The 17,750-nt window shown below is 59.7% G+C and carries 20 protein-coding genes; 13 read left to right on the top strand and 7 right to left on the bottom strand.

The genetic code is table 11. The features are described from left to right. Window positions 1–28: 28 nt before the first annotated feature. Window positions 29–841: a sulfite exporter TauE/SafE family protein gene (locus ACVVH8_RS22510; RefSeq protein ID WP_475226433.1), complete on the bottom strand. Its 813-nt coding sequence runs from the start codon at window positions 839–841 to the stop codon at window positions 29–31. A 112-nt stretch (window positions 842–953) separates the two neighbouring features. Here ACVVH8_RS22510 and ACVVH8_RS22515 point away from each other — a divergent pair, with 112 nt between their 5' ends. The 3 genes from ACVVH8_RS22515 (at window position 954) to ACVVH8_RS22525 (ending at window position 2,411) form a co-directional block, all read left to right on the top strand. Beyond that, window positions 954–1,721 (top strand): AraC family transcriptional regulator, encoded by a 768-nt coding sequence (locus tag ACVVH8_RS22515; protein WP_475226435.1) that lies wholly within the window; start codon window positions 954–956, stop codon window positions 1,719–1,721. Between the two features lie 93 nt (window positions 1,722–1,814). Then, window positions 1,815–2,132, top strand: coding sequence for a helix-turn-helix domain-containing protein (locus tag ACVVH8_RS22520; RefSeq protein WP_213026357.1), 318 nt, complete (start codon window positions 1,815–1,817; stop codon window positions 2,130–2,132). 9 nt (window positions 2,133–2,141) lie between these two features. Then, on the top strand, window positions 2,142–2,411 hold the full coding sequence (locus tag ACVVH8_RS22525) for an XRE family transcriptional regulator (RefSeq protein WP_103304048.1): 270 nt from the start codon (window positions 2,142–2,144) through the stop codon (window positions 2,409–2,411). 21 nt (window positions 2,412–2,432) lie between these two features. Here ACVVH8_RS22525 and ACVVH8_RS22530 read toward each other — a convergent pair whose 3' ends face one another. Next, window positions 2,433–3,488 carry an MBL fold metallo-hydrolase gene (locus ACVVH8_RS22530; RefSeq protein WP_475226438.1) on the bottom strand — a complete coding sequence of 352 codons (1,056 nt, stop codon included), beginning with the start codon at window positions 3,486–3,488 and terminating at the stop codon, window positions 2,433–2,435. Window positions 3,489–3,704: 216 nt separating this feature from the next. Here ACVVH8_RS22530 and ACVVH8_RS22535 point away from each other — a divergent pair, with 216 nt between their 5' ends. The 3 genes from ACVVH8_RS22535 (at window position 3,705) to ACVVH8_RS22545 (ending at window position 6,097) form a co-directional block, all read left to right on the top strand. Next, window positions 3,705–4,313: a TetR/AcrR family transcriptional regulator gene (locus tag ACVVH8_RS22535; protein ID WP_475226441.1), complete on the top strand. Its 609-nt coding sequence runs from the start codon at window positions 3,705–3,707 to the stop codon at window positions 4,311–4,313. A gap of 157 nt (window positions 4,314–4,470) precedes the next feature. Further along, window positions 4,471–5,535, top strand: a complete 1,065-nt coding sequence (locus ACVVH8_RS22540) for a diguanylate cyclase (RefSeq protein WP_475226443.1) — start codon at window positions 4,471–4,473, stop codon at window positions 5,533–5,535. Between the two features lie 34 nt (window positions 5,536–5,569). Further along, window positions 5,570–6,097, top strand: coding sequence for a DUF1003 domain-containing protein (locus tag ACVVH8_RS22545; protein ID WP_103304045.1), 528 nt, complete (start codon window positions 5,570–5,572; stop codon window positions 6,095–6,097). On the opposite strand, the gene ACVVH8_RS22550 is transcribed toward ACVVH8_RS22545, so the two are convergent. Beyond that, window positions 6,098–7,012, bottom strand: a complete 915-nt coding sequence (locus ACVVH8_RS22550) for a LysR family transcriptional regulator (protein WP_371919310.1) — start codon at window positions 7,010–7,012, stop codon at window positions 6,098–6,100. It lies immediately after the preceding gene. A 213-nt stretch (window positions 7,013–7,225) separates the two neighbouring features. Here ACVVH8_RS22550 and ACVVH8_RS22555 point away from each other — a divergent pair, with 213 nt between their 5' ends. Both ACVVH8_RS22555 and ACVVH8_RS22560 read left to right on the top strand, forming a co-directional pair. Further along, window positions 7,226–7,927, top strand: a complete 702-nt coding sequence (locus ACVVH8_RS22555) for a CTP synthase C-terminal region-related (seleno)protein (protein ID WP_475226446.1) — start codon at window positions 7,226–7,228, stop codon at window positions 7,925–7,927. Continuing rightward, window positions 7,924–8,232, top strand: a complete 309-nt coding sequence (locus ACVVH8_RS22560) for an antibiotic biosynthesis monooxygenase family protein (RefSeq protein WP_103304042.1) — start codon at window positions 7,924–7,926, stop codon at window positions 8,230–8,232. The genes ACVVH8_RS22555 and ACVVH8_RS22560 overlap by 4 nt, the downstream gene beginning before the upstream one ends. A 134-nt stretch (window positions 8,233–8,366) precedes the next feature. On the opposite strand, the gene ACVVH8_RS22565 is transcribed toward ACVVH8_RS22560, so the two are convergent. Further along, the gene (locus ACVVH8_RS22565) at window positions 8,367–8,693 is read right to left on the bottom strand and encodes a DUF2025 family protein (protein ID WP_103304041.1); all 327 of its coding nucleotides are present in this window, start codon (window positions 8,691–8,693) and stop codon (window positions 8,367–8,369) included. Between the two features lie 223 nt (window positions 8,694–8,916). On the opposite strand from ACVVH8_RS22565, the gene ACVVH8_RS22570 reads away from it, so the two are divergent. Then, window positions 8,917–10,035: a glycerophosphodiester phosphodiesterase gene (locus ACVVH8_RS22570; protein ID WP_475226449.1), complete on the top strand. Its 1,119-nt coding sequence runs from the start codon at window positions 8,917–8,919 to the stop codon at window positions 10,033–10,035. Then, on the top strand, window positions 10,036–10,719 hold the full coding sequence (locus ACVVH8_RS22575) for a helix-turn-helix domain-containing protein (RefSeq protein ID WP_475226452.1): 684 nt from the start codon (window positions 10,036–10,038) through the stop codon (window positions 10,717–10,719). 1 nt (window position 10,720) lies between these two features. On the opposite strand, the gene ACVVH8_RS22580 is transcribed toward ACVVH8_RS22575, so the two are convergent. Next, on the bottom strand, window positions 10,721–11,599 hold the full coding sequence (locus tag ACVVH8_RS22580) for a sterol desaturase family protein (RefSeq protein WP_475226455.1): 879 nt from the start codon (window positions 11,597–11,599) through the stop codon (window positions 10,721–10,723). 167 nt (window positions 11,600–11,766) lie between these two features. Between ACVVH8_RS22580 and ACVVH8_RS22585 the strand changes: the two genes are divergently transcribed. Further along, window positions 11,767–12,072 carry a PepSY domain-containing protein gene (locus ACVVH8_RS22585; protein WP_007917758.1) on the top strand — a complete coding sequence of 102 codons (306 nt, stop codon included), beginning with the start codon at window positions 11,767–11,769 and terminating at the stop codon, window positions 12,070–12,072. A gap of 245 nt (window positions 12,073–12,317) precedes the next feature. Here ACVVH8_RS22585 and ACVVH8_RS22590 read toward each other — a convergent pair whose 3' ends face one another. Both ACVVH8_RS22590 and ACVVH8_RS22595 read right to left on the bottom strand, forming a co-directional pair. Then, a complete protein-coding gene (locus tag ACVVH8_RS22590) occupies window positions 12,318–12,758 on the bottom strand; it encodes a hypothetical protein (RefSeq protein ID WP_475226457.1) in 441 nt (146 codons plus the stop codon). A 110-nt stretch (window positions 12,759–12,868) separates the two neighbouring features. Then, the gene (locus ACVVH8_RS22595; protein ID WP_103304036.1) at window positions 12,869–14,491 is read right to left on the bottom strand and encodes a methyl-accepting chemotaxis protein; all 1,623 of its coding nucleotides are present in this window, start codon (window positions 14,489–14,491) and stop codon (window positions 12,869–12,871) included. Window positions 14,492–14,768: 277 nt separating this feature from the next. Between ACVVH8_RS22595 and ACVVH8_RS22600 the strand changes: the two genes are divergently transcribed. Both ACVVH8_RS22600 and ACVVH8_RS22605 read left to right on the top strand, forming a co-directional pair. Continuing rightward, the gene (locus tag ACVVH8_RS22600; RefSeq protein WP_103304092.1) at window positions 14,769–15,791 is read left to right on the top strand and encodes a transporter; all 1,023 of its coding nucleotides are present in this window, start codon (window positions 14,769–14,771) and stop codon (window positions 15,789–15,791) included. Window positions 15,792–16,017: 226 nt separating this feature from the next. After that, the gene (locus tag ACVVH8_RS22605; protein ID WP_103304035.1) at window positions 16,018–17,631 is read left to right on the top strand and encodes an inorganic phosphate transporter; all 1,614 of its coding nucleotides are present in this window, start codon (window positions 16,018–16,020) and stop codon (window positions 17,629–17,631) included. Window positions 17,632–17,750 lie beyond the last annotated feature (119 nt).

The raw sequence follows: 17,750 nt of genomic DNA on the forward strand, positions 1-17,750 counted from the left end.
TGCCTCAACGATACAAAGCATCAACTCATTACGTCCACATACTCAGCATCACCACAACCAGCAACCCAATATAGACCCGCGCATGCACCCGATCCGGTATCCGTCCGATCCACGGCGTCGCCAGTCGAATCCCCAACAACGAGCCGAGCGTCAGCACCGCAAACGCCAGCAAGTCCACATACCCGACGAACCATGTTCCGAGGTCTGTCTCGCTGAAACCGGCCATTGCCATGTACGTCAACGTTCCGGCCACTGCCACCGGTACGCTGAGCGGATTGGCCATGGACGTTGCCTGGGACATGCTCAGCCCGCAACGACGCAACAGCGGCACGGTCATGACGCTTCCTCCTACACCAAGAAACGTCGCGATGGCGCCGATGCCTACACCGCCGCCGGACGTTTCTGTATTGCCAAGTCGGCGTGGGATGACGCCTTCCGTGTGTGTGAGGAATCCGCGTCTGAGCAGGCAGTCGATGATGGTCACGCCGAGGTAGGCGATGAAGGCATAGCGGATGACTTCACCGCTGACCCACACGGCTGCTATCGCGCCGATAACCGCGCCCAGTCCGATGAAGCCGCCGAGCGGCCACAGGTAATGACCGATCAGGTTACCGGCGCGGCGGTGTTTGTCGGTGGCGAAGAGCGCATTGACGATCATCACGCAGGTCGAGGTGGCGACAGCGATGTGCATTGCCGATTGGCCGATGGAATCGTTGGCGCCATGGCTGGCGGTGAGCATGCGGTAGAGCAGCGGTACGACGACGAAGCCGCCGCCGAAGCCGAAGAGCACGGCGGTGATGCCGGTCAGGCAGCCGAAGAGTGTCAGCAGAAGATAGAACATGGCGCGTCGTCCGTGGGTGGGGAGCGGTCGACGATAGAGCGGCAGCGCTTGGCCTGCTTCAGCAAGTCAGCCAATAATGTTTGCGTTTACGCCAACCGCCGGATGCCACTCGATGCGCAATGTTTCGATCAATCTGCTGGATGACACACCACGCCCGGTGGTGGCGATTGGTACGGATTATTCCCACGGTCACTTGCTGCCCTTTCATACGCATCGACGGGCGCAATTGCTGTACGGCGCGACCGGGGTGATGCAGGTCAGCACCCATGATGGCAACTGGATCGTGCCGCCACAGCGGGCGGTGTGGATTCCGTCGGGGGTGGCGCATGAGGTGTTGATGCTGGGAGTGAGCACTCGCAGTGTGTATATCGAACCGGGTGCCGTGGATCTGGGGGAGCGCTGCCAGGTGATCAATGTCTCGCCGTTACTGCGGCACTTGCTGATGGAGGCGGTGGAGGTGCCGCTGACGTATGACCCGAGCGGTCGCGATGGTGTGTTGATGAATTTGTTACTGCATGAACTGCAACGCAGCGCACCTTTACCGCTGCATATTCCGCTGCCATCTGACGGAAAACTGCTCACGCTGTGTCAGAACTTTCTTCATCAGCCGAACGCCCATCAGTCGCCACAGCAATGGGCCGAGCAGTTACACATAAGCTTGCGCACATTCAACAGACTGTTTCGCCAGCAGACCGGGTTGAGTTTCAGCCAATGGCGGCAACAGGCCTGTGTGGTGCAGGCGCTGGCGCGACTGGCCGCGGGTGAAGCGGTGACGCGTATTGCGCTGGACTTCGGCTATGAAAGCCCGGCGGCGTTCTCGACGATGTTCCGGCGCATTCTCGGCCAGCCACCGTCCGTCTGGTTGGAGGCGGCAAATTAGCGCAAATCAAAAAATGCGTTTGATCCCGGCCGAAAACAACTGTACAAAAACACAGTACATTTTCAGTCAGCACTCTTGAGCCCGGAGCACACCATGGCCTCTCTTGCGATGAACCACATCCTCGAACGCATTGCCCTTTTCCAGTTCACCCCGACTCACTGCGTGCAGGCCCGAGCGATGCTGGGCTGGAGCGTGGATCAGCTATCGCGGGAAGCTGAGGTTTCGGTGGACGACATTCTGCGGTTTGAAGCGCAGCAAGAGGTGGCGGATGCGGCGCGTCTGGCGCTGGCGTATCGGTTTGAATCGCGCGGATTGGTGTTCTTTCCCGGATTTGCGCCGGGACGCAGTGCGAGTTTGAACGCGATGGCTTCGGAAACGGCGGGGCGTGGGGATTATGCAATGGCGGAGTAAGGACAGGACATGAGTGAAATAGAAGAAAGCGTCGGTAACGTTTACCAAGATCTAGGTCTTGAGAATGCTAACGATATGCTGACCAAATCCAGCTACGTAGCAAAAATGGCTTTGCTGATCGAGACCTCTGACGTCAGTGAACCTGAGGTAGCTGAAAAACTGGAGTTATCGCTGGAAAAGCTTCAGGAAATTCTTCGTGGACAGTTCCGGGATGAACCCGTTCATGCAATGGCTGATTACCTGGAGAAGATCTCCGAGATAACCGGTTCACCCCCTTAGGAGCGAACCGGCTGCAATAAATCAGGCGTTCTGCACCACCGCCCCACTCTCCCCTTCAACCCCCAACCACCACGCATCCCCGCGTTGTGGTTGAGCGATGTTGAACGCTTCACCCATTTGCGGCGTGGTGATCGAAACGCTGCGCTCCCAGGCCAGCGCCAGGATCCGGTCAAACGGTTCATGCCAGGCATGCATCGCCAGATCGAACGTGCCGTTGTGAATCGGAAACAGCCAGCGGCCCTTGAGGTCGAGGTGGGCTTGCAGGGTTTGTTCGGGTTGCATGTGCACGTGCGGCCATTCGACGTTGTAGGCGCCAGTTTCCATCAGGGTCAGGTCGAATGGGCCGTACTGTTCGCCGATGCGCTTGAAGCCGTCGAAGTAGCCGCTGTCGCCGCTGAAGAAGATCCGGGTGTCGCCGTCGATCATCACCCAAGAGGCCCACAGAGTGCTGTTGCCGTCGAACAGACCACGACCGGAGAAGTGCTGCGACGGCGTAGCGATAAAGCGAATGCCGGCGACTTCGGTGCCCTGCCACCAGTCGAACTGGCGGACCTTGTTGGCATCGATACCCCACTTGATCAAGGTGTCGCCGACGCCCAGCGGCGTCAGGAACAGGTTGGTTTTGACCGCCAGCCTGAGCACGGCTTCGTAATCGAGGTGGTCGTAGTGGTTATGGGACAGGATCACCGCTTCGATCGGCGGCAACTGGTCGAGACTGATCGGTGGTTGGTGAAAGCGTTTCGGGCCGGCCCATTGCACCGGCGAGGCGCGCTCGGCGAAGACCGGGTCGGTGATCCAGAATTTATCCTGCATCTTCAGCAGCAAGGTCGAGTGACCGAGGCGATAGACGCTGTGGTTTGGCGCCGCGAGCAGGTCTTCGCGGGTCAGCGGTTGTACCGGAATCGGCGCGGCAGGCCGGGTGTTGCGCGGTTTGTGGAAGATCATGTTCCACATGATGCGTAGCATCTTGCGCAAACCTTCGCGTTGCACCGGCGCATGATTGCGGAACAGCCCTTGATCCTGTCGAGAGGCTTCAGGCGTGGAAATTTTATCCGGGAGGGAAACTGGATTGGCCATGACTGAATGACTCCAGAAAAACCGCGCAATTCGCGGTATTTCACGGTGGGACGATAAATGGCCAAGGCACGCACGCATCAGCCGGACTTTCTGTTTTTTAGGTTGCGAGGATTAACGCAACATTACACTGGTCGGTGTAGTTTCTAGGTTGCATCAAAGCTGCCGACAAGTAAACTGCCAAGTGTAATTTCATTATTGACCTGCCGAAGCGTACTTATGACAGCTCCACAGCGACTCACCGACCGTAAACGCGAAGCGATCATTCAGGCGGCGATTGCCGAATTTCGTGCCAACGGTTTCGAGATCACCAGCATGGACAAGATCGCGGCCACCGCCGGGGTGTCGAAGCGCACGGTGTACAACCATTTCCCCAGCAAGGAAGAGCTGTTCGCCGAAATTCTCAATCAATTGTGGACGCGGATCAGCGCGGAACAGTCGGTCACCTATGAACCTGAACAGCCACTGTGCGATCAGTTGCGGCAGATGCTGCTGGCCAAGGTGCAGATGATGGCGGATGAAAACTTTCTGACCCTGGCGCGGGTGGCAATCGCGGCGACGATTCATTCTCCGGAACGTGCGCAAAACATGGTCGAGCGTATGGGCGAACGCGAGGAAGCACTGACCGTGTGGATTCGCGCCGCGCAGGCCGATGGCCGGTTGAAACCGGTCGATCCGCAATTTGCCGCGCATCAGGTGCAGGGGTTGCTCAAGACCTTTGGCTTCTGGCCGCAGATGTCGCTGGGTCAGCCACCGCTGGATGCCGAGATGCAGAACACGGTGGCCGAATCGGCACTGGAGATGTTTCTGGCGCGCTATCAGCTCTAAAACGGCCCTGTCTTGCGCGTTTCATCGATTAAATGGCTCGGAAGGACACTGATTATTCCCGCTGGAATAAATGACAATGTCCGACAATCGACCGACGGACGGTCGACCTGAAAAAGATACTGCAAAGTATTTCAGGATGAATTGCGCGCAGGACATCATGGAAAACCAACGCGGCAAAGGCTTGTCATTCGCCAGACGCATCTATCTGCCACGGGCCATCGGTCTCGGTGTTGGTTTTTTCAGCGTCGGCGCGGCACTGTATCCGCTGAACATGCCGACCTGGCTGTGGCTACTGTTGGTGTTCAACGGTTTTATCTGGCCGCATCTGGCCTTTCAAGTATCGACCCGCTCGGCATTCCCCTATCAGGCCGAACGCCGCAACCTCTTGTATGACTCGCTGTGCGGCGGTTTCTGGGCCGCGTGTTGTCAGTTCAATCCGCTGACCGCCGTGACCATCCTGTCAATGATGACCATGAACAACGTCGCTGCCGGTGGTCGACGTCTGTTTGTCTTGGGTGCCATCACTCAAGTCGCGGGCATGCTGCTCGGTGGATTGATCTTCGGCTTCAAGTTCAACCCGATGATGACGCAAACCCAGGTCTGGGCCTGCTTGCCGATGCTCACGCTGTATCCGCTGGCCGTGGGCATGGTCTGTTACCAATTGGCAATCAAACTGGCCCAGCACAAACGCACGTTGAGCGCCCTGAGCCGCACCGACAGCCTGACCGGATTGCTCAATCACGGTGCCTGGAAAGACCTGCTGCACCTGAAGTTTCAGCAATGCCGTCAGCACAATACTCAGGCGATTCTGGCGCTGATCGATATCGACCATTTCAAGCTGATCAATGACAGCTACGGCCATATCGTCGGTGATGCGGTGCTGCAGCAATTGAGCCGCGAACTTAAACGTCTGCTCGATGCCGGTGAACTGGCCGGGCGCTACGGCGGTGATGAGTTTTGCGTGATTCTGCCGGATATGCCGTTGAACAAGGCCGAGGCGTTGATGGAGCAACTGCGTCACGCACTGGATCAATACCGCGATCCGGATGTGCCGGAAATGCGCGTCAGCCTGAGTATCGGTCTGGCTCGGTTTCAGCCGAACTACAGTGATGCGATTGCCTGGCTGGATGACGCCGACAAGGCGCTGTACACGGCCAAACATACCGGCCGCAACACCATCAGCGTGGCGTTGAGTCACTCGGCGACGCGCGCAGGGCTATAGTGACGCGACGTCCCAATGCCCTGCCGAGAGCGCCATGAATTCCGAGAAAACCGAAACACCCGCCCCTGTCGATCACCTGCGCTTCCATCGCCCGCACGCCCATTTGGCCACCACCTTCGGCAACGACAACTTCGCCCTGCGTGCCGAGGCGTTCGCGCGGTTCTTCGGCACGCCGATGTTTCTCGGTGCGCAAACCCTGATCGTGGTGTTGTGGGTCAGCCTCAACGTATTTGGCGTGACCACATTCGACGTTTATCCCTTCATTCTGTTGAATCTGGCGTTCAGCCTGCAATCGGCCTACGCCGCGCCGCTGATTTTGCTGGCACAAACCCGTCAGGCTGCACGCGACAAGGCGCAATCGGACGCCGATGCGCAACACCGCGAAGCACTGGCGCAAGCCAACACCGAACGCCAGGCGGAGGCTGCGAAAAACTCCGCGCAATTGCTCGAGTTGTTGGAGCAGAACACGCGCCTCACCGAGATGACCAAGAGCCTGACCGAACGCATCGAAGGCCTGACGCGCGAGCTGCACGCGCATGTGTGTCAGAACCCGCAACGCTGATCAGGGCAGACGCAGCGCCCGCCCGAGTTCATCGAACAGCGTGACCACCGAACGCAATGCCCGGCAATCCGGGCGTGTCAATAGCCACAGCGCGGTGTCGTAACCATGCAAGGGTTCGCTCAAGGCCCGCAAACCGTCGGTGATCAGAAAATCCGGCAACGCCGCAACTCCGAGGCCGGCACGCACCAGTTCCGTGACGGAAAGCATGCTGTTGCAGCGATAACCCGGCGTCACACCGGGCAACTGCTGGCGACGCCAGGCGATGGTCGGGTGATCGGGCAGAAAGTCGTCCGGGGCGATCCAGGTCAGCGCGGCCAGATCTGACGCGTCGACGTGCTGTAAATAGCGTTCGCTGGCGCAGACCCGGTAGGAAATCTTCGCCAATTGCCGTCCGACCAAATGCTCCGGCGGTGTGCGTGTCAGGCGCAGGGCGATGTCGGCGTCACGACGGCTAAGGTTGGCGAAATCGTTGGAGGTACTCAACTCGATGGTCAGCGCCGGGTAGTTGGGCATGAACTGCGCCAGCGCCGGCAGCAGCAAACCCTGCAACACCGAGTCGGTGCAGGTCAGGCGCACCGTGCCGCTGACCACTTCACCGCCCTGCTCCACACCGATCCGCGCAGCTTCGAGGGCTTGTTCGGCGCGTTCGGCCTGCTCGGCGAGCGCCTGCGCCAGCGTCGTCGGCAAGTAACCGGCACGGCTTTTTTCGAATAGTTGCTGACCGAGGGCGGCTTCGAGACGGCGCACGGCGCGGAACACGGTCGAGACGTCTACTTTTAAAAGTTGCGAAGCGCGGGCCAGCGAGCCACCGCGCACCAGGGCAAGGATCAGCGCCAGATCCGGGTAGTCGAGCCGATAGTGCGTCGCTGCATTGATCACTTGGGGAAACGCCAATGTTGAGTGCGTGAGCGCCAATCTATAGTGGTCACCAACAACCGACAATCATGTTCTCTCTGAGCCAAACCCAAAATCTGTGGCGAGGGGATTTATCCCCGATGGGCTGCGAAGCGGCCCCATAATTTCAAGAGCGACGACAGCTTCGCAGCCGATCGGGGGCGGTGCGACGTTTCGCTAAATCCCCTCACCACAGATAAGTTTCAACTCACCGAGTTTAGAAAAGGAAATCCCATGGACGCCATTTCCATCGCCCTGATCGGCGATTACGACCCGCAAGTCACCGCCCACCAAGCCATTCCAGTGGCCCTCGGGCAGGTGGCCGAATACCTCGACCGTCCACTGACTTTCCGCTGGCTGGCCACCGATCAAATCGACGCCAACACCGCGCTGCAAGGCTTCGACGGTTTCTGGTGCGTCCCCGCCAGCCCCTATAAAAGCGAAGACGGCGCGCTGCGGGCGATCCGTTTTGCCCGCGAACAACAGCGTCCTTTCCTCGGCACCTGCGGTGGTTTTCAGCATGCCGTTCTGGAATTTTCCCGCAATGTGCTGGGCTGGGCCGATGCCGAACACGGCGAAACCGCGCCCGATTCCGCAAGAGCCGTGCTCACGCCACTGACCTGTTCGCTGGAGGAAGCCGTGGACAGCATTCATCTGCTGCGCGGTTCGTTGATCGCCAAGGCGTACGAAACGTCCGAGATTCGTGAAGGCTATCGCTGCCGCTTCGGTGTGAATCCGCAGTTCGAGCGTGATCTGTTAAACAATCAGCTACAAGCCGTGGGGCACGATTCGGCGGGCGACTTGCGGGCGATCGAACTCGCAAACCACCCGTTTTTCGTCGCCACGCTGTTCCAGCCGGAACGCGCAGCGCTCAAGGGCCAGATGCCGCCACTGGTGCGAGCGTTTATCGAAGCCTGCACGGAGCAAAGTCGATGAAACCAGAATGTTTTGCGGTGATCTTCACCTCGACCCGCACCGAGGGCGACAACGGTTACGCCGAGGCGTCCGAGCGCATGATGGAACTGGTCAGCGAACAGCCGGGATTTCTCGGCATCGACTCGATTCGCGGGGCGGATGGGGTCGGGATCACGATTTCGTACTGGGACAGTGAGTCGGCGATTCTGGCGTGGCGCAACCATCCCGAGCATCGGGTGATTCAGGAACGTGGGCGGGCGGTCTGGTACTCGGCGTTTCAGACGCGGGTGTGTCGGGTTGAGCGGGAGTATCGCTTCGGCCAGTGAGCATGCTGTGCAGTCACTGCCCTCATCGCTGGCAAGCCAGCTCCCACAAGGTATTGCGTGGCTCTGAAGGTCGCGCTGTAACTGTGGGAGCTGGCTTGCCAGCGAAGGGGCCAGAAGCTTCACCGCAAAAACCTTCAGCCCCGCACCAGACTGCGCACCGCGACAATCTCCGGCACTTCAACCTTGCTCATGTAAACCCGCAACGGCTCGGTGATGTTGATACGGTCATCGATATTCTGATCCAGCAGCAACTGAATAAGCTCACGTTTAAGGGTCATGGTCGTTTCCGATACCCGCGCCCAGACAAATTCACTGGTCGCAATGATGCCGTCATCCGCCACGTCCATGCCGAACGAATCTTCGCTGAAGCGCACGATGTATTGACCGGTCTTGCGGTTGAGGCCGACAAAGCCCTTGAGGTCGTCGGCTGCCTGGCAGATGAGTTGGGAGGTGATGCGCATGGTAAACCTCACGAAATGTTGATCGATGGTTTACACGCAGGGCGAAACGGTAGGCGCGCCCTCTGCCGGGACGTCTGCCGTGGGCAAGCGTACTGCAAACGGCGCCACAAAAGTGCAGGAAAAATCGCTTTTAATACGTTTATGTCGGTCTGGCGATAGCACGCAATCGATTCAGTTGTTAAAAGGTACGTCTTTGAAAATGCCCTGCGAAAGGAACTCGAACATGCCCGCCACTTTCACCAAAAGCGCCCTCATGCTGAGCCTGCTGCTCGGTCTCGGTAAGGCGCACGCCGCCGATGTCGATGCGCTGGCCGCCGCCCACGGCATTCCGCACCCGGCGGTCATCGCCCACCGTGGCGCGTCGTTCGATGCTCCGGAATCCACCGCCGCTTCCTACAAACTGGCGCGCGACCTGGGTGCCGATTATCTGGAAATGGACCTGCAACGCAGCAAGGATGGCGTGTTGTTCGCCCTGCACGACAACAACCTGCAGCGCACCACCGACGTCGCGACCAAGTTCCCCGAGCGCAAGGACAGCCCGGCCACAGCCTTCACCATGGCCGAACTGAAAACCCTCGACGCCGGTAGCTGGTACAACAAGTCCTACCCGGATCGCGCACGCCCGTCCTACGCCGGGCTGAAAATTCTGACCCTCGATGAAATCATCGACATCGCCCAGGCCAATCCGCAGCACAAGCCGGGCCTGTACATCGAGACCAAAGAGCCGCAACTGTTCCCAGGCATCGAGAAAGACCTGAAAGAGAAACTTCAGGACCGCGGCTGGCTGAGCCCGGCCGGTTCGAAACTGGCGAAAAGTGCGCTGGGTGTCGGTCAGGGCAAAGGCAAGGTGATCCTGCAAACCTTCGAGAAAAACAGCCTCGAACTGCTGCAAAAGGAAATGCCGCAAGTGCCGAAGATTCTACTGCTATGGGTCGGCGAAGGCAGCATCGAGCCGAAATCCAAGGTGACCTTTGCCGAGTCCGGCGAGAAGGACAAGAACGTTTTCTACGGTAAACAGGAACCGAAGTCCGAAGCTGAATTCAAGCAATGGGTGGATTACGCCAAGGCTCAAGGTGCAATCGGTACCGGTCCTTCGGCGAAGCTGACCAAGGGCGGCGATCAGAGCTATTCGGATCTGGTGCAACCGTGGATGAATAAATACACCCACGATCAGGGCCTGCTGGTGCACGTCTACACCGTCGACGAGCCAGTGGACTTCGAGAAAGTCATGGCTGCAGGCGTGGACGGCATTTTCACCAACCGCGCCAGCGAACTGTTGAAGTTCTATAAACGCCCGGCCGCTGCCAGTGTCGATCAGGTGTTGAAGAACAACGGTTTCTGAGTGACCACACACACCGAGTGGACAGGCCGCCTCTGGCTGGGGCACGACTATGGCCTGATCCACGGAGTGTCGGGGCGCACGGCGCCCCATTCCCACTATGCCCACCAGATTATTCTTGCCCCTGAGCGACCGGCGACGGTATGGCTCGATGGCGAAACCCTCAGCGCCTCGCGGCTGTTGATTGCCTCAAACGTGCGCCATGCGATTGTTGAAGCGCCGGACCCGCTGTTTACCGTTTATGCCGAACCGTTGCTGTTTGCTGCGCCCACGTTGCGTGAGGCGTTGTTTAACGCCGAACTGACGTTGCCTGCGCTTGATCTGGCGATACGCCAATGCCCGCGTCGTTCGCTGAGTGACCCGCGCATCGAACGTGCGCTAGCGGCGCTGGACGCTTCACTGACCGATAAAGTCGCCGCCCGCGCCGTGGCCGATACGGCGAATTTATCCCTGAGCCAGTTGCAGCGACTGTTGGTCAGTCAGGTCGGTTTGCCGGTGCGCAGGCTGGTGTTGTGGCGGCGTCTGCGCAGGGCGATGGCCTCGATTCTGGCGGGCGAGTCGGTGACATCCGCTGCACACAACGCAGGTTTCGCCGATTCGGCGCACTTCTCGCGCAGCCTGAAAAAACTCTTCGGCGTCACCGCGCGCCAGGCCTTGCAACACATCGACCTGACACTGCTCGACTGAGTCAGCGGCGCAGCGCATCGGGCACTTGCGGTTCGCGACTCGACGTCACTGTTTCAAACGGATCGAGCAATTGCGCCACATAGTCGCGAGGGAAATCCGGGCGGCTGCCAATCCCCAGATCGCCTTGGCCGATGCGGTAATCCTCGGTGTAGAAACCGGTGCCCAGCAGCCAGTCCCACACGGTGAAGAACAGCCCGAAATTAACGTCGCCGGCTCGCCCGTACTTCATGTGATGGAAACGATGCAGTGGTGCCCAGGCGAAGATCCAGCGCAGAAAGCCGAGGCGCATATCGACATTCGAATGTTGCAACAACAGTTGGATCGCGATGGCGAATGCCAAGAGCGTCGCGACCTGCAACGGAATGCCCAGCACCAGCAACGGCAACAGCCCCGCCGAGGCTTCGAGCAGTTGATGCAACGGATGCTTCATCAAACCGTTGAAGCCGTATAAACGTTCAACACTGTGATGCACGGCATGTAATCGCCACAGCCACGACACGCGATGACTGGCGTAATGCATCAGGCTGATACCGGCATCGGCAATGACAATCGCCAGCCCCAGTTGCAACCACAACGGCCAGCCCCTTGGCCACACACCGTCAATCGCCAGCACGACGACCAGTCCCGGTAGTGCAAGCAACCCCAAGGCACTCAACGCTTCGTTGACCAGCGCATGGAGGATGTCGCGCCGGCGATCACCGGCCGCACGATTCCAGCACACCTCATAAGGCAGCGCCCACTCGGCCATGAACGACACCGCCAGCGCGGCAACAAACAGCGACAACAGCCACAGCGTCGAGACCTCTGCCAGCCACACACCCAGTCCGATAAAGCCGCCCCAGAACAGCGGCGCGTACAACCCGGCCATCAAACGTTTCATGTGCACCTCCATTGATCGAAGGCACAGCATGAAATCTCCCGGCGTGGGGTAATTGAACAAACGACGCAATCGAACGGGCGGTTTTAAGGGTGAGTTAAGTTGCGCTGGTTAATCTGAACTCACTGAAACAGCACACCCGCTCAGACAAACACTAAAGGATTGAACCGATGAAAACTTTGACTGCCCTGTTTACCGCCGCTGCCCTGACCCTCACCGCTGGCCTGGCCCAGGCTGACGTCCGCGTCGATCAGATCCCTGAGTTGGTCAAGTCCGGCAAGATCAAGTCGCTGGAGTCGATGAACGCCGAAGCGCTGAAACTGCATCCGGGTGCGACCATCACCGACACCGATCTGGATAACCACTTCAATGGTTACGAGTACGAAGTTGAATTGAAAACCGCTGACGGCAAAGAGTTCGACGTCGACTTCGACGCCACCACCGGCAAGGTGCTGAGCAATAAGCAAGACACCTGATTCAACGCCCATCCAAAGCCGCACGATCCATCGATCGTGCGGCTTTTTCATGCCCGCACAAATCCCTTGTAGGAGTGAGCCTGCTCGCGATGGCGGTGGATCAGTCGACATCACCGTTGCTGACCCACCGTCATCGCGAGCAGGCTCACTCCTACAGGTTTTTCTGCCTGCCGGAGGATTTATGGCCGATCCAGATTCTGTAGGAGCTGTCGACTGAAACGAGCGTGCCGCAGCTCCTGCAGGGTTTACGCCGAAGTGCTGACCAGCGAACCCGAGGTGCTTGAATCGGAATCCTGCAACGCCTGCAACAATGAGGCTGTTGCGGTGGACAGGGAGGCGGAAGTGGCAGTGATTTGCGCCTGAGCCGCCGCCACTTCAGTCGCCTTGGCATCCGCGCTTTCCTGTTTCGCCTGCGCCGCTTGCAACGCTTGCTGCTGTTCCTGCAATTGCTTCTGCAGTTCGGCAATCTGCTTGCGCAGTTCTTTCACCGTGTCCGATTCATCGCTGCTGCTGGAACTGCTATCGCCAGAAGGCGCTGCGCCGCCCGCCGCTTTCGGTGCATCGCTGGCGGCGCCAGTGCTGGCGACTGCGCTGGTGGAGTTTTCTTCACTGGTGTCGCTGACTGCGGCTTTGCTGGCCGAGGTAGCGACGGGTTGAGTGATCGAAACGGATGTGATGCTGACCATGGGAAGGCTCCAATGCCGGTTATGAATAACCGGTCATCGTCGGTGGTCAGCTCAACTTGAGATCGACTGTGTACCGACTCGGTATCCGAACCGGTACACGCTCAGTCGCGTCAGGCGCTCAAGCGCGCGGTGACTTCGTTCAGTTGCCCGGACAGACCATGCAGGTTCTGGCTGGCGCTTTCGGTGCGCTGGACGTTGTCGAGGTTGGTGCTGGCGATCGAGGTGATTTCGGTCAGGTTGCGAGAAATATCTTCGGCCACCGACGTCTGTTCTTCTGCCGCCGTCGCGATCTGGCGGTTCATGTCGCGAATCGCCTCCACGGCATGGGTGATGCGCTCAAGCATCGCGCCCGCCTGAGTCACTTGCTCGACGCTTTCGTCGCTGCGGGTCTGGCCGCTGTCGATGGCTTGGGCCGCGTCCACCGCGCCGGTCTGCACGCTCTGGATGATCTGATTGATCTCGATGATCGACTCCGCGGTACGCTGCGCCAGATTGCGCACTTCGTCAGCGACCACGGCAAAACCACGCCCGGCCTCACCCGCCCGCGCCGCTTCAATCGCCGCGTTGAGCGCCAGCAGATTAGTCTGCTCGGCAATGCCGCGAATCACTTCCAGGACCTTGCCGATGCGCCCGCTGTCGGCTTCCAGACGACGGATCACCGTGGCGGTGTTGGCGATTTCGCCGCGCATCTGGGTGATGCTGTGGATGGTGCTCTGCATGACCTTTTCACCCTGTTGGGCGGACTGGTCGGCATCGTCGGCGGCCCGCGCTGCGTCGGCGGCGTGACGTGCGACTTCCTGGGCGGTGGCGGACATTTCGTTCATCGCCGTGGCCACTTGATCGGTGCGGTTGAACTGCTCGTTGGTGCCGCCGGCCATGGTCGTGGCGATCGCATTCAACTCGCCGCTGGCGCTGTCCAGATCACTGGCACTGCGCTGCAAACGGGCGAAGGTGTCGGCGAGGAAATCGCGCAGGGTGTTGGCGGCTGCGGCGAGGTTGCCGAGTTCATCCTGACGGTCGCTGACCACGCGTTCGGCGAGTTTGCCGCGGCTCAGTTGAGTGACGTAGTCAATCAGTTTGCGGATCGGCTCAACCAGATTACGGTTGACCAGCCACAGGCTCAGCAGGCCAATCAGCAGGCCCGAAGCAAGCATTACCAACAACCCGAGCCATACGGTGCGATCGGCCTCGGCACTGATCTGCGCCGACTGTTCGGTGCCCTGTTTGCGCAGTTCGCTGACCAGTTCGCTCATCTGATCGCTGGCCGCACGGTCGACGCCTTTGACGGCGGTGTCGCCCGCCGTTGGATCGCCACCGGCAGCGACATAGGCATCGCGACCCTTCTGGTAGGCGCTGCCTAGCTGACGATGCTCTTCGCGCAAACGCTCGATGCGGTTTTTCAGGCTCGGCTCGATGCCCTTCTGGCTGGCCAGTTCACCAAGGATGTTCTGCACATCGCGCTGACGGTCTTCGAACTGGCCCCAATACTTGGCCAGGTCTGCCGGTTGCTTGCCGCGCAGCAGCACGTTTTTCCATTCCTGTACCTGCACCTTGAATTGCAGGTTGGCCTCGTCGATAAGTTGCGAGGTGTGCAACGGGCCAGCGATCAACTGACTGTAGCTCTGCACGCCGTTGGACAGGAAATGGAAACAGGCCAGCGCGATCAACAGCATCGCCAGCAAGCTGCCGCTCAGCAGGGCGAGAATTTGCGCTCTCAGGGATTTTTGCAGCATCGCAAGATACTCAGGACAGGGATGAGGCACGCCCGGTGAGGCGTGGGATTTTGCCGGACATCCATGTCGGCGAGCCTTGGCTGATGGCCAAGCGCGCGCAACGTAACCTAAGCGTGATCGGCGTGCCAGAGCGCTTCTTGAAGAAAATCCGACCGCCGGTAAGACATTGATCTGACGTCATTTTTCAGTCACACAAGTGTCATGTGCGCTTGCGATGATCCGGCTCAGTGAACCTGCCATTCCCGCGATCGACGCGCCCTCTTCGCAGCGAGCCTTCATGAACCACAGCCTCGATACCAGCCATCGCGATCCTGACCTGTTTGGCTTGCTCTACGGTTTCCGTTTCCTGCCCGGTGAGCGTGGCCGCGAAGTCGATTCGGCGACGGCTCTGCGTTGTTTGCAGGACGACAGCGACAGCGGTGAATTCCTCTGGCTGCACCTGAACCTGGCGCACGCTGCCTGTGAGCGCTGGATGAAAAGTCATCTGCAACTGCCCGAAGAATTTTTCGAGGCACTGCACGAAGGCTCGCGTTCGACGCGCATCGAGCATGTCGATTCGGCATTGCTGGCGGTGGTCAACGACGTGGTGTTCAACCTCAGCAGCATGGTTTCCTCGGACGTGTCGACGCTGTGGGTCTGCGTGCGCAGCAAGTTGATTGTCAGTGCGCGCCTGCAACCGTTGCACTCGGTGGATAAACTGCGCTCGTCGGTGAAGGCCGGCGAGCGCTTTCGTTCGCCGTCGGAACTGCTTGTGCACTTGCTGCGCGATCAGGGCGAAGTGCTGACACAGATCGTGCGCAAGACCAGCATGAGCGTCGATCAGGTCGAGGATGAATTGCTCTCCTCGCGGCTGTCGACCAACCGCGCCGAACTCGGTGCCAACCGCCGGGTGCTGGTGCGCTTGCAGCGGTTGCTGGCGCTGGAGCCGGGTTCCTTACTGCGCCTGCTCAATCGTCCGCCGCCGTGGTTGCAGAAGGAGGACGTCAAGGAGCTGCGCAAATCCACCGAGGAGTTCGCACTGATCATCAACGACCTCACCGCCCTCGGCGAACGAATCAAACTGCTTCAGGAAGAGATCGCCGCCAACCTCAACGAACAGAGCAACCGCACGCTGTTTACCCTGACCGTGGTAACGGTGCTGGCGCTGCCGATCAACATCATTGCCGGTTTTTTCGGGATGAATGTGGGAGGGGTGCCGCTGTCGCAGGATCCGGAGGGGTTCTGGATATTGGTGGCGTTGGTGGCGACGTTTACGGTGATTGCCGGGCGCTGGGCGTTTCGTAAACGCGGCGATTACTGACGTCTCCACACGCTCGTTCCCACGCTCTGCGTGGGAATGCATCAAGTGACGCTCTGCGTCACAGGGACGCGGAGCGTCCCGGGCGGCATTCCCACGCAGAGCGTGGGAACGAGCAGTAGACCGACGGCAGGGCTATTCATCCAAACACTGATCTGTCGCAGTCTCTCTGTAATATTTAGCAACGATCATGGGCGACACTCCTTCCCTCGCTCAGGATTGTCCGCTCATGGCTACTCCCTCCCTGACCACCCGCCAGGCGTCTGCCCCCAGCGGCAGGCCGGCTCTGGACAAGAAAACCGGCCCGTTTACCTACGTGATCTTTTTCGCGGTACTGGCGATGGGGATGCTGTTCACCGCCTACAGCCTGATGCACGACATGCACGAACTGGGCACGGTGGTCACCACCTGGACGCCATTCCTGCTGCTCGGCGTGGCGCTGTTGATTGCGCTGGGCTTCGAGTTCGTCAACGGTTTCCACGACACCGCCAACGCCGTCGCCACGGTGATTTACACCCACTCGTTGCCGCCGAATGTGGCCGTGGTCTGGTCGGGGTTCTTCAACTTTCTCGGCGTGCTGCTCTCAAGCGGCGCGGTGGCGTTCGGCATTATCGCTTTGCTGCCGGTGGAGTTGATTCTGCAGGTGGGTTCGTCGGCCGGTTTCGCAATGATTTTCGCCCTGCTGATCGCCGCGATTCTGTGGAACCTCGGCACCTGGTGGCTGGGCTTGCCGGCCTCGTCTTCGCACACCTTGATCGGCTCGATCATCGGCGTCGGCGTGGCCAATGCCTTGATGCACGGACGCGACGGCACCAGCGGCGTCGATTGGGCGCAGGCAACCAAGATCGGTTACGCGTTGCTGCTGTCGCCACTGGTGGGTTTCGGTTGCGCGGCGCTGTTGCTGCTGGCGCTGCGCGCCTTCGTGAAGAACCGTTCGCTGTACAAGGCTCCGGAAGGCAACACCCCACCGCCGTGGTGGATTCGCGGTTTGCTGATCCTCACTTGCACCGGTGTGTCTTTCGCCCACGGCTCCAATGACGGCCAAAAAGGCATGGGCCTGATCATGCTGATTCTGGTCGGCACTTTGCCGATGGCTTATGCGTTGAACCGCACCATGCCAGAAGAGCAATCGTTGCAGTTCGCCGCCGTCGCGCAAGTCACCCAGCAAGCGCTGGTGAACAGTGCGCCGCTGCCGACACCGGCCGATCCCCGCGCAGTGCTCTCCGATTACGTGCGCAGCAAGGAAGCCACGCCGCAGCTGATCCCCGCCCTCGCCGCCCTCACCGGGCACATCGGCGAAGAAGTCAAAGGCTACGGCTCGCTGGCGAAAGTTCCGGCTGAGGCCATGGGCAACGTGCGCAACGACATGTACCTGGCCAGCGAAAGCATTCGCCTGATGGACAAGAACAAGGTCGGTAACTTCGACGCTGACACCAGCAGCAAGCTGCAGCTGTTCAAGCAGCAGATCGACAACGCCACGCGGTTTATTCCGCTGTGGGTGAAGATCGCCGTGGCCATCGCTCTCGGGTTGGGCACCATGGTCGGCTGGAAGCGGATTGTGGTGACGGTGGGTGAAAAAATCGGCAAGACCCACCTGACTTACGCTCAGGGCGCGTCGGCGGAAACCGTGGCGATGCTGACCATTGGCGCCGCCGATATGTTCGGCTTGCCGGTATCGACCACCCATGTGTTGTCCTCGGGCGTGGCCGGGACCATGGTCGCCAATGGCGGCGGCTTGCAGATGAAGACCATCCGCAATTTGCTGATGGCCTGGGTGCTGACCTTGCCGGCGGCGATCCTGCTGTCGGGCAGCCTCTACTGGCTGTTCACCCAGATTTTCTGAACAAGGAAAATCCCTGTGGGAGCGGGCTTGCCCGCGATTGCGGTGTATCAGCTACATCAATGCTGAATGAGCCGGCGCCATCGCGGGCAAGCCCGCTCCCACAGTGTTCCGGGTGCCGA

This window comes from Pseudomonas trutticola BRTCR10 (assembly GCF_056155105.1).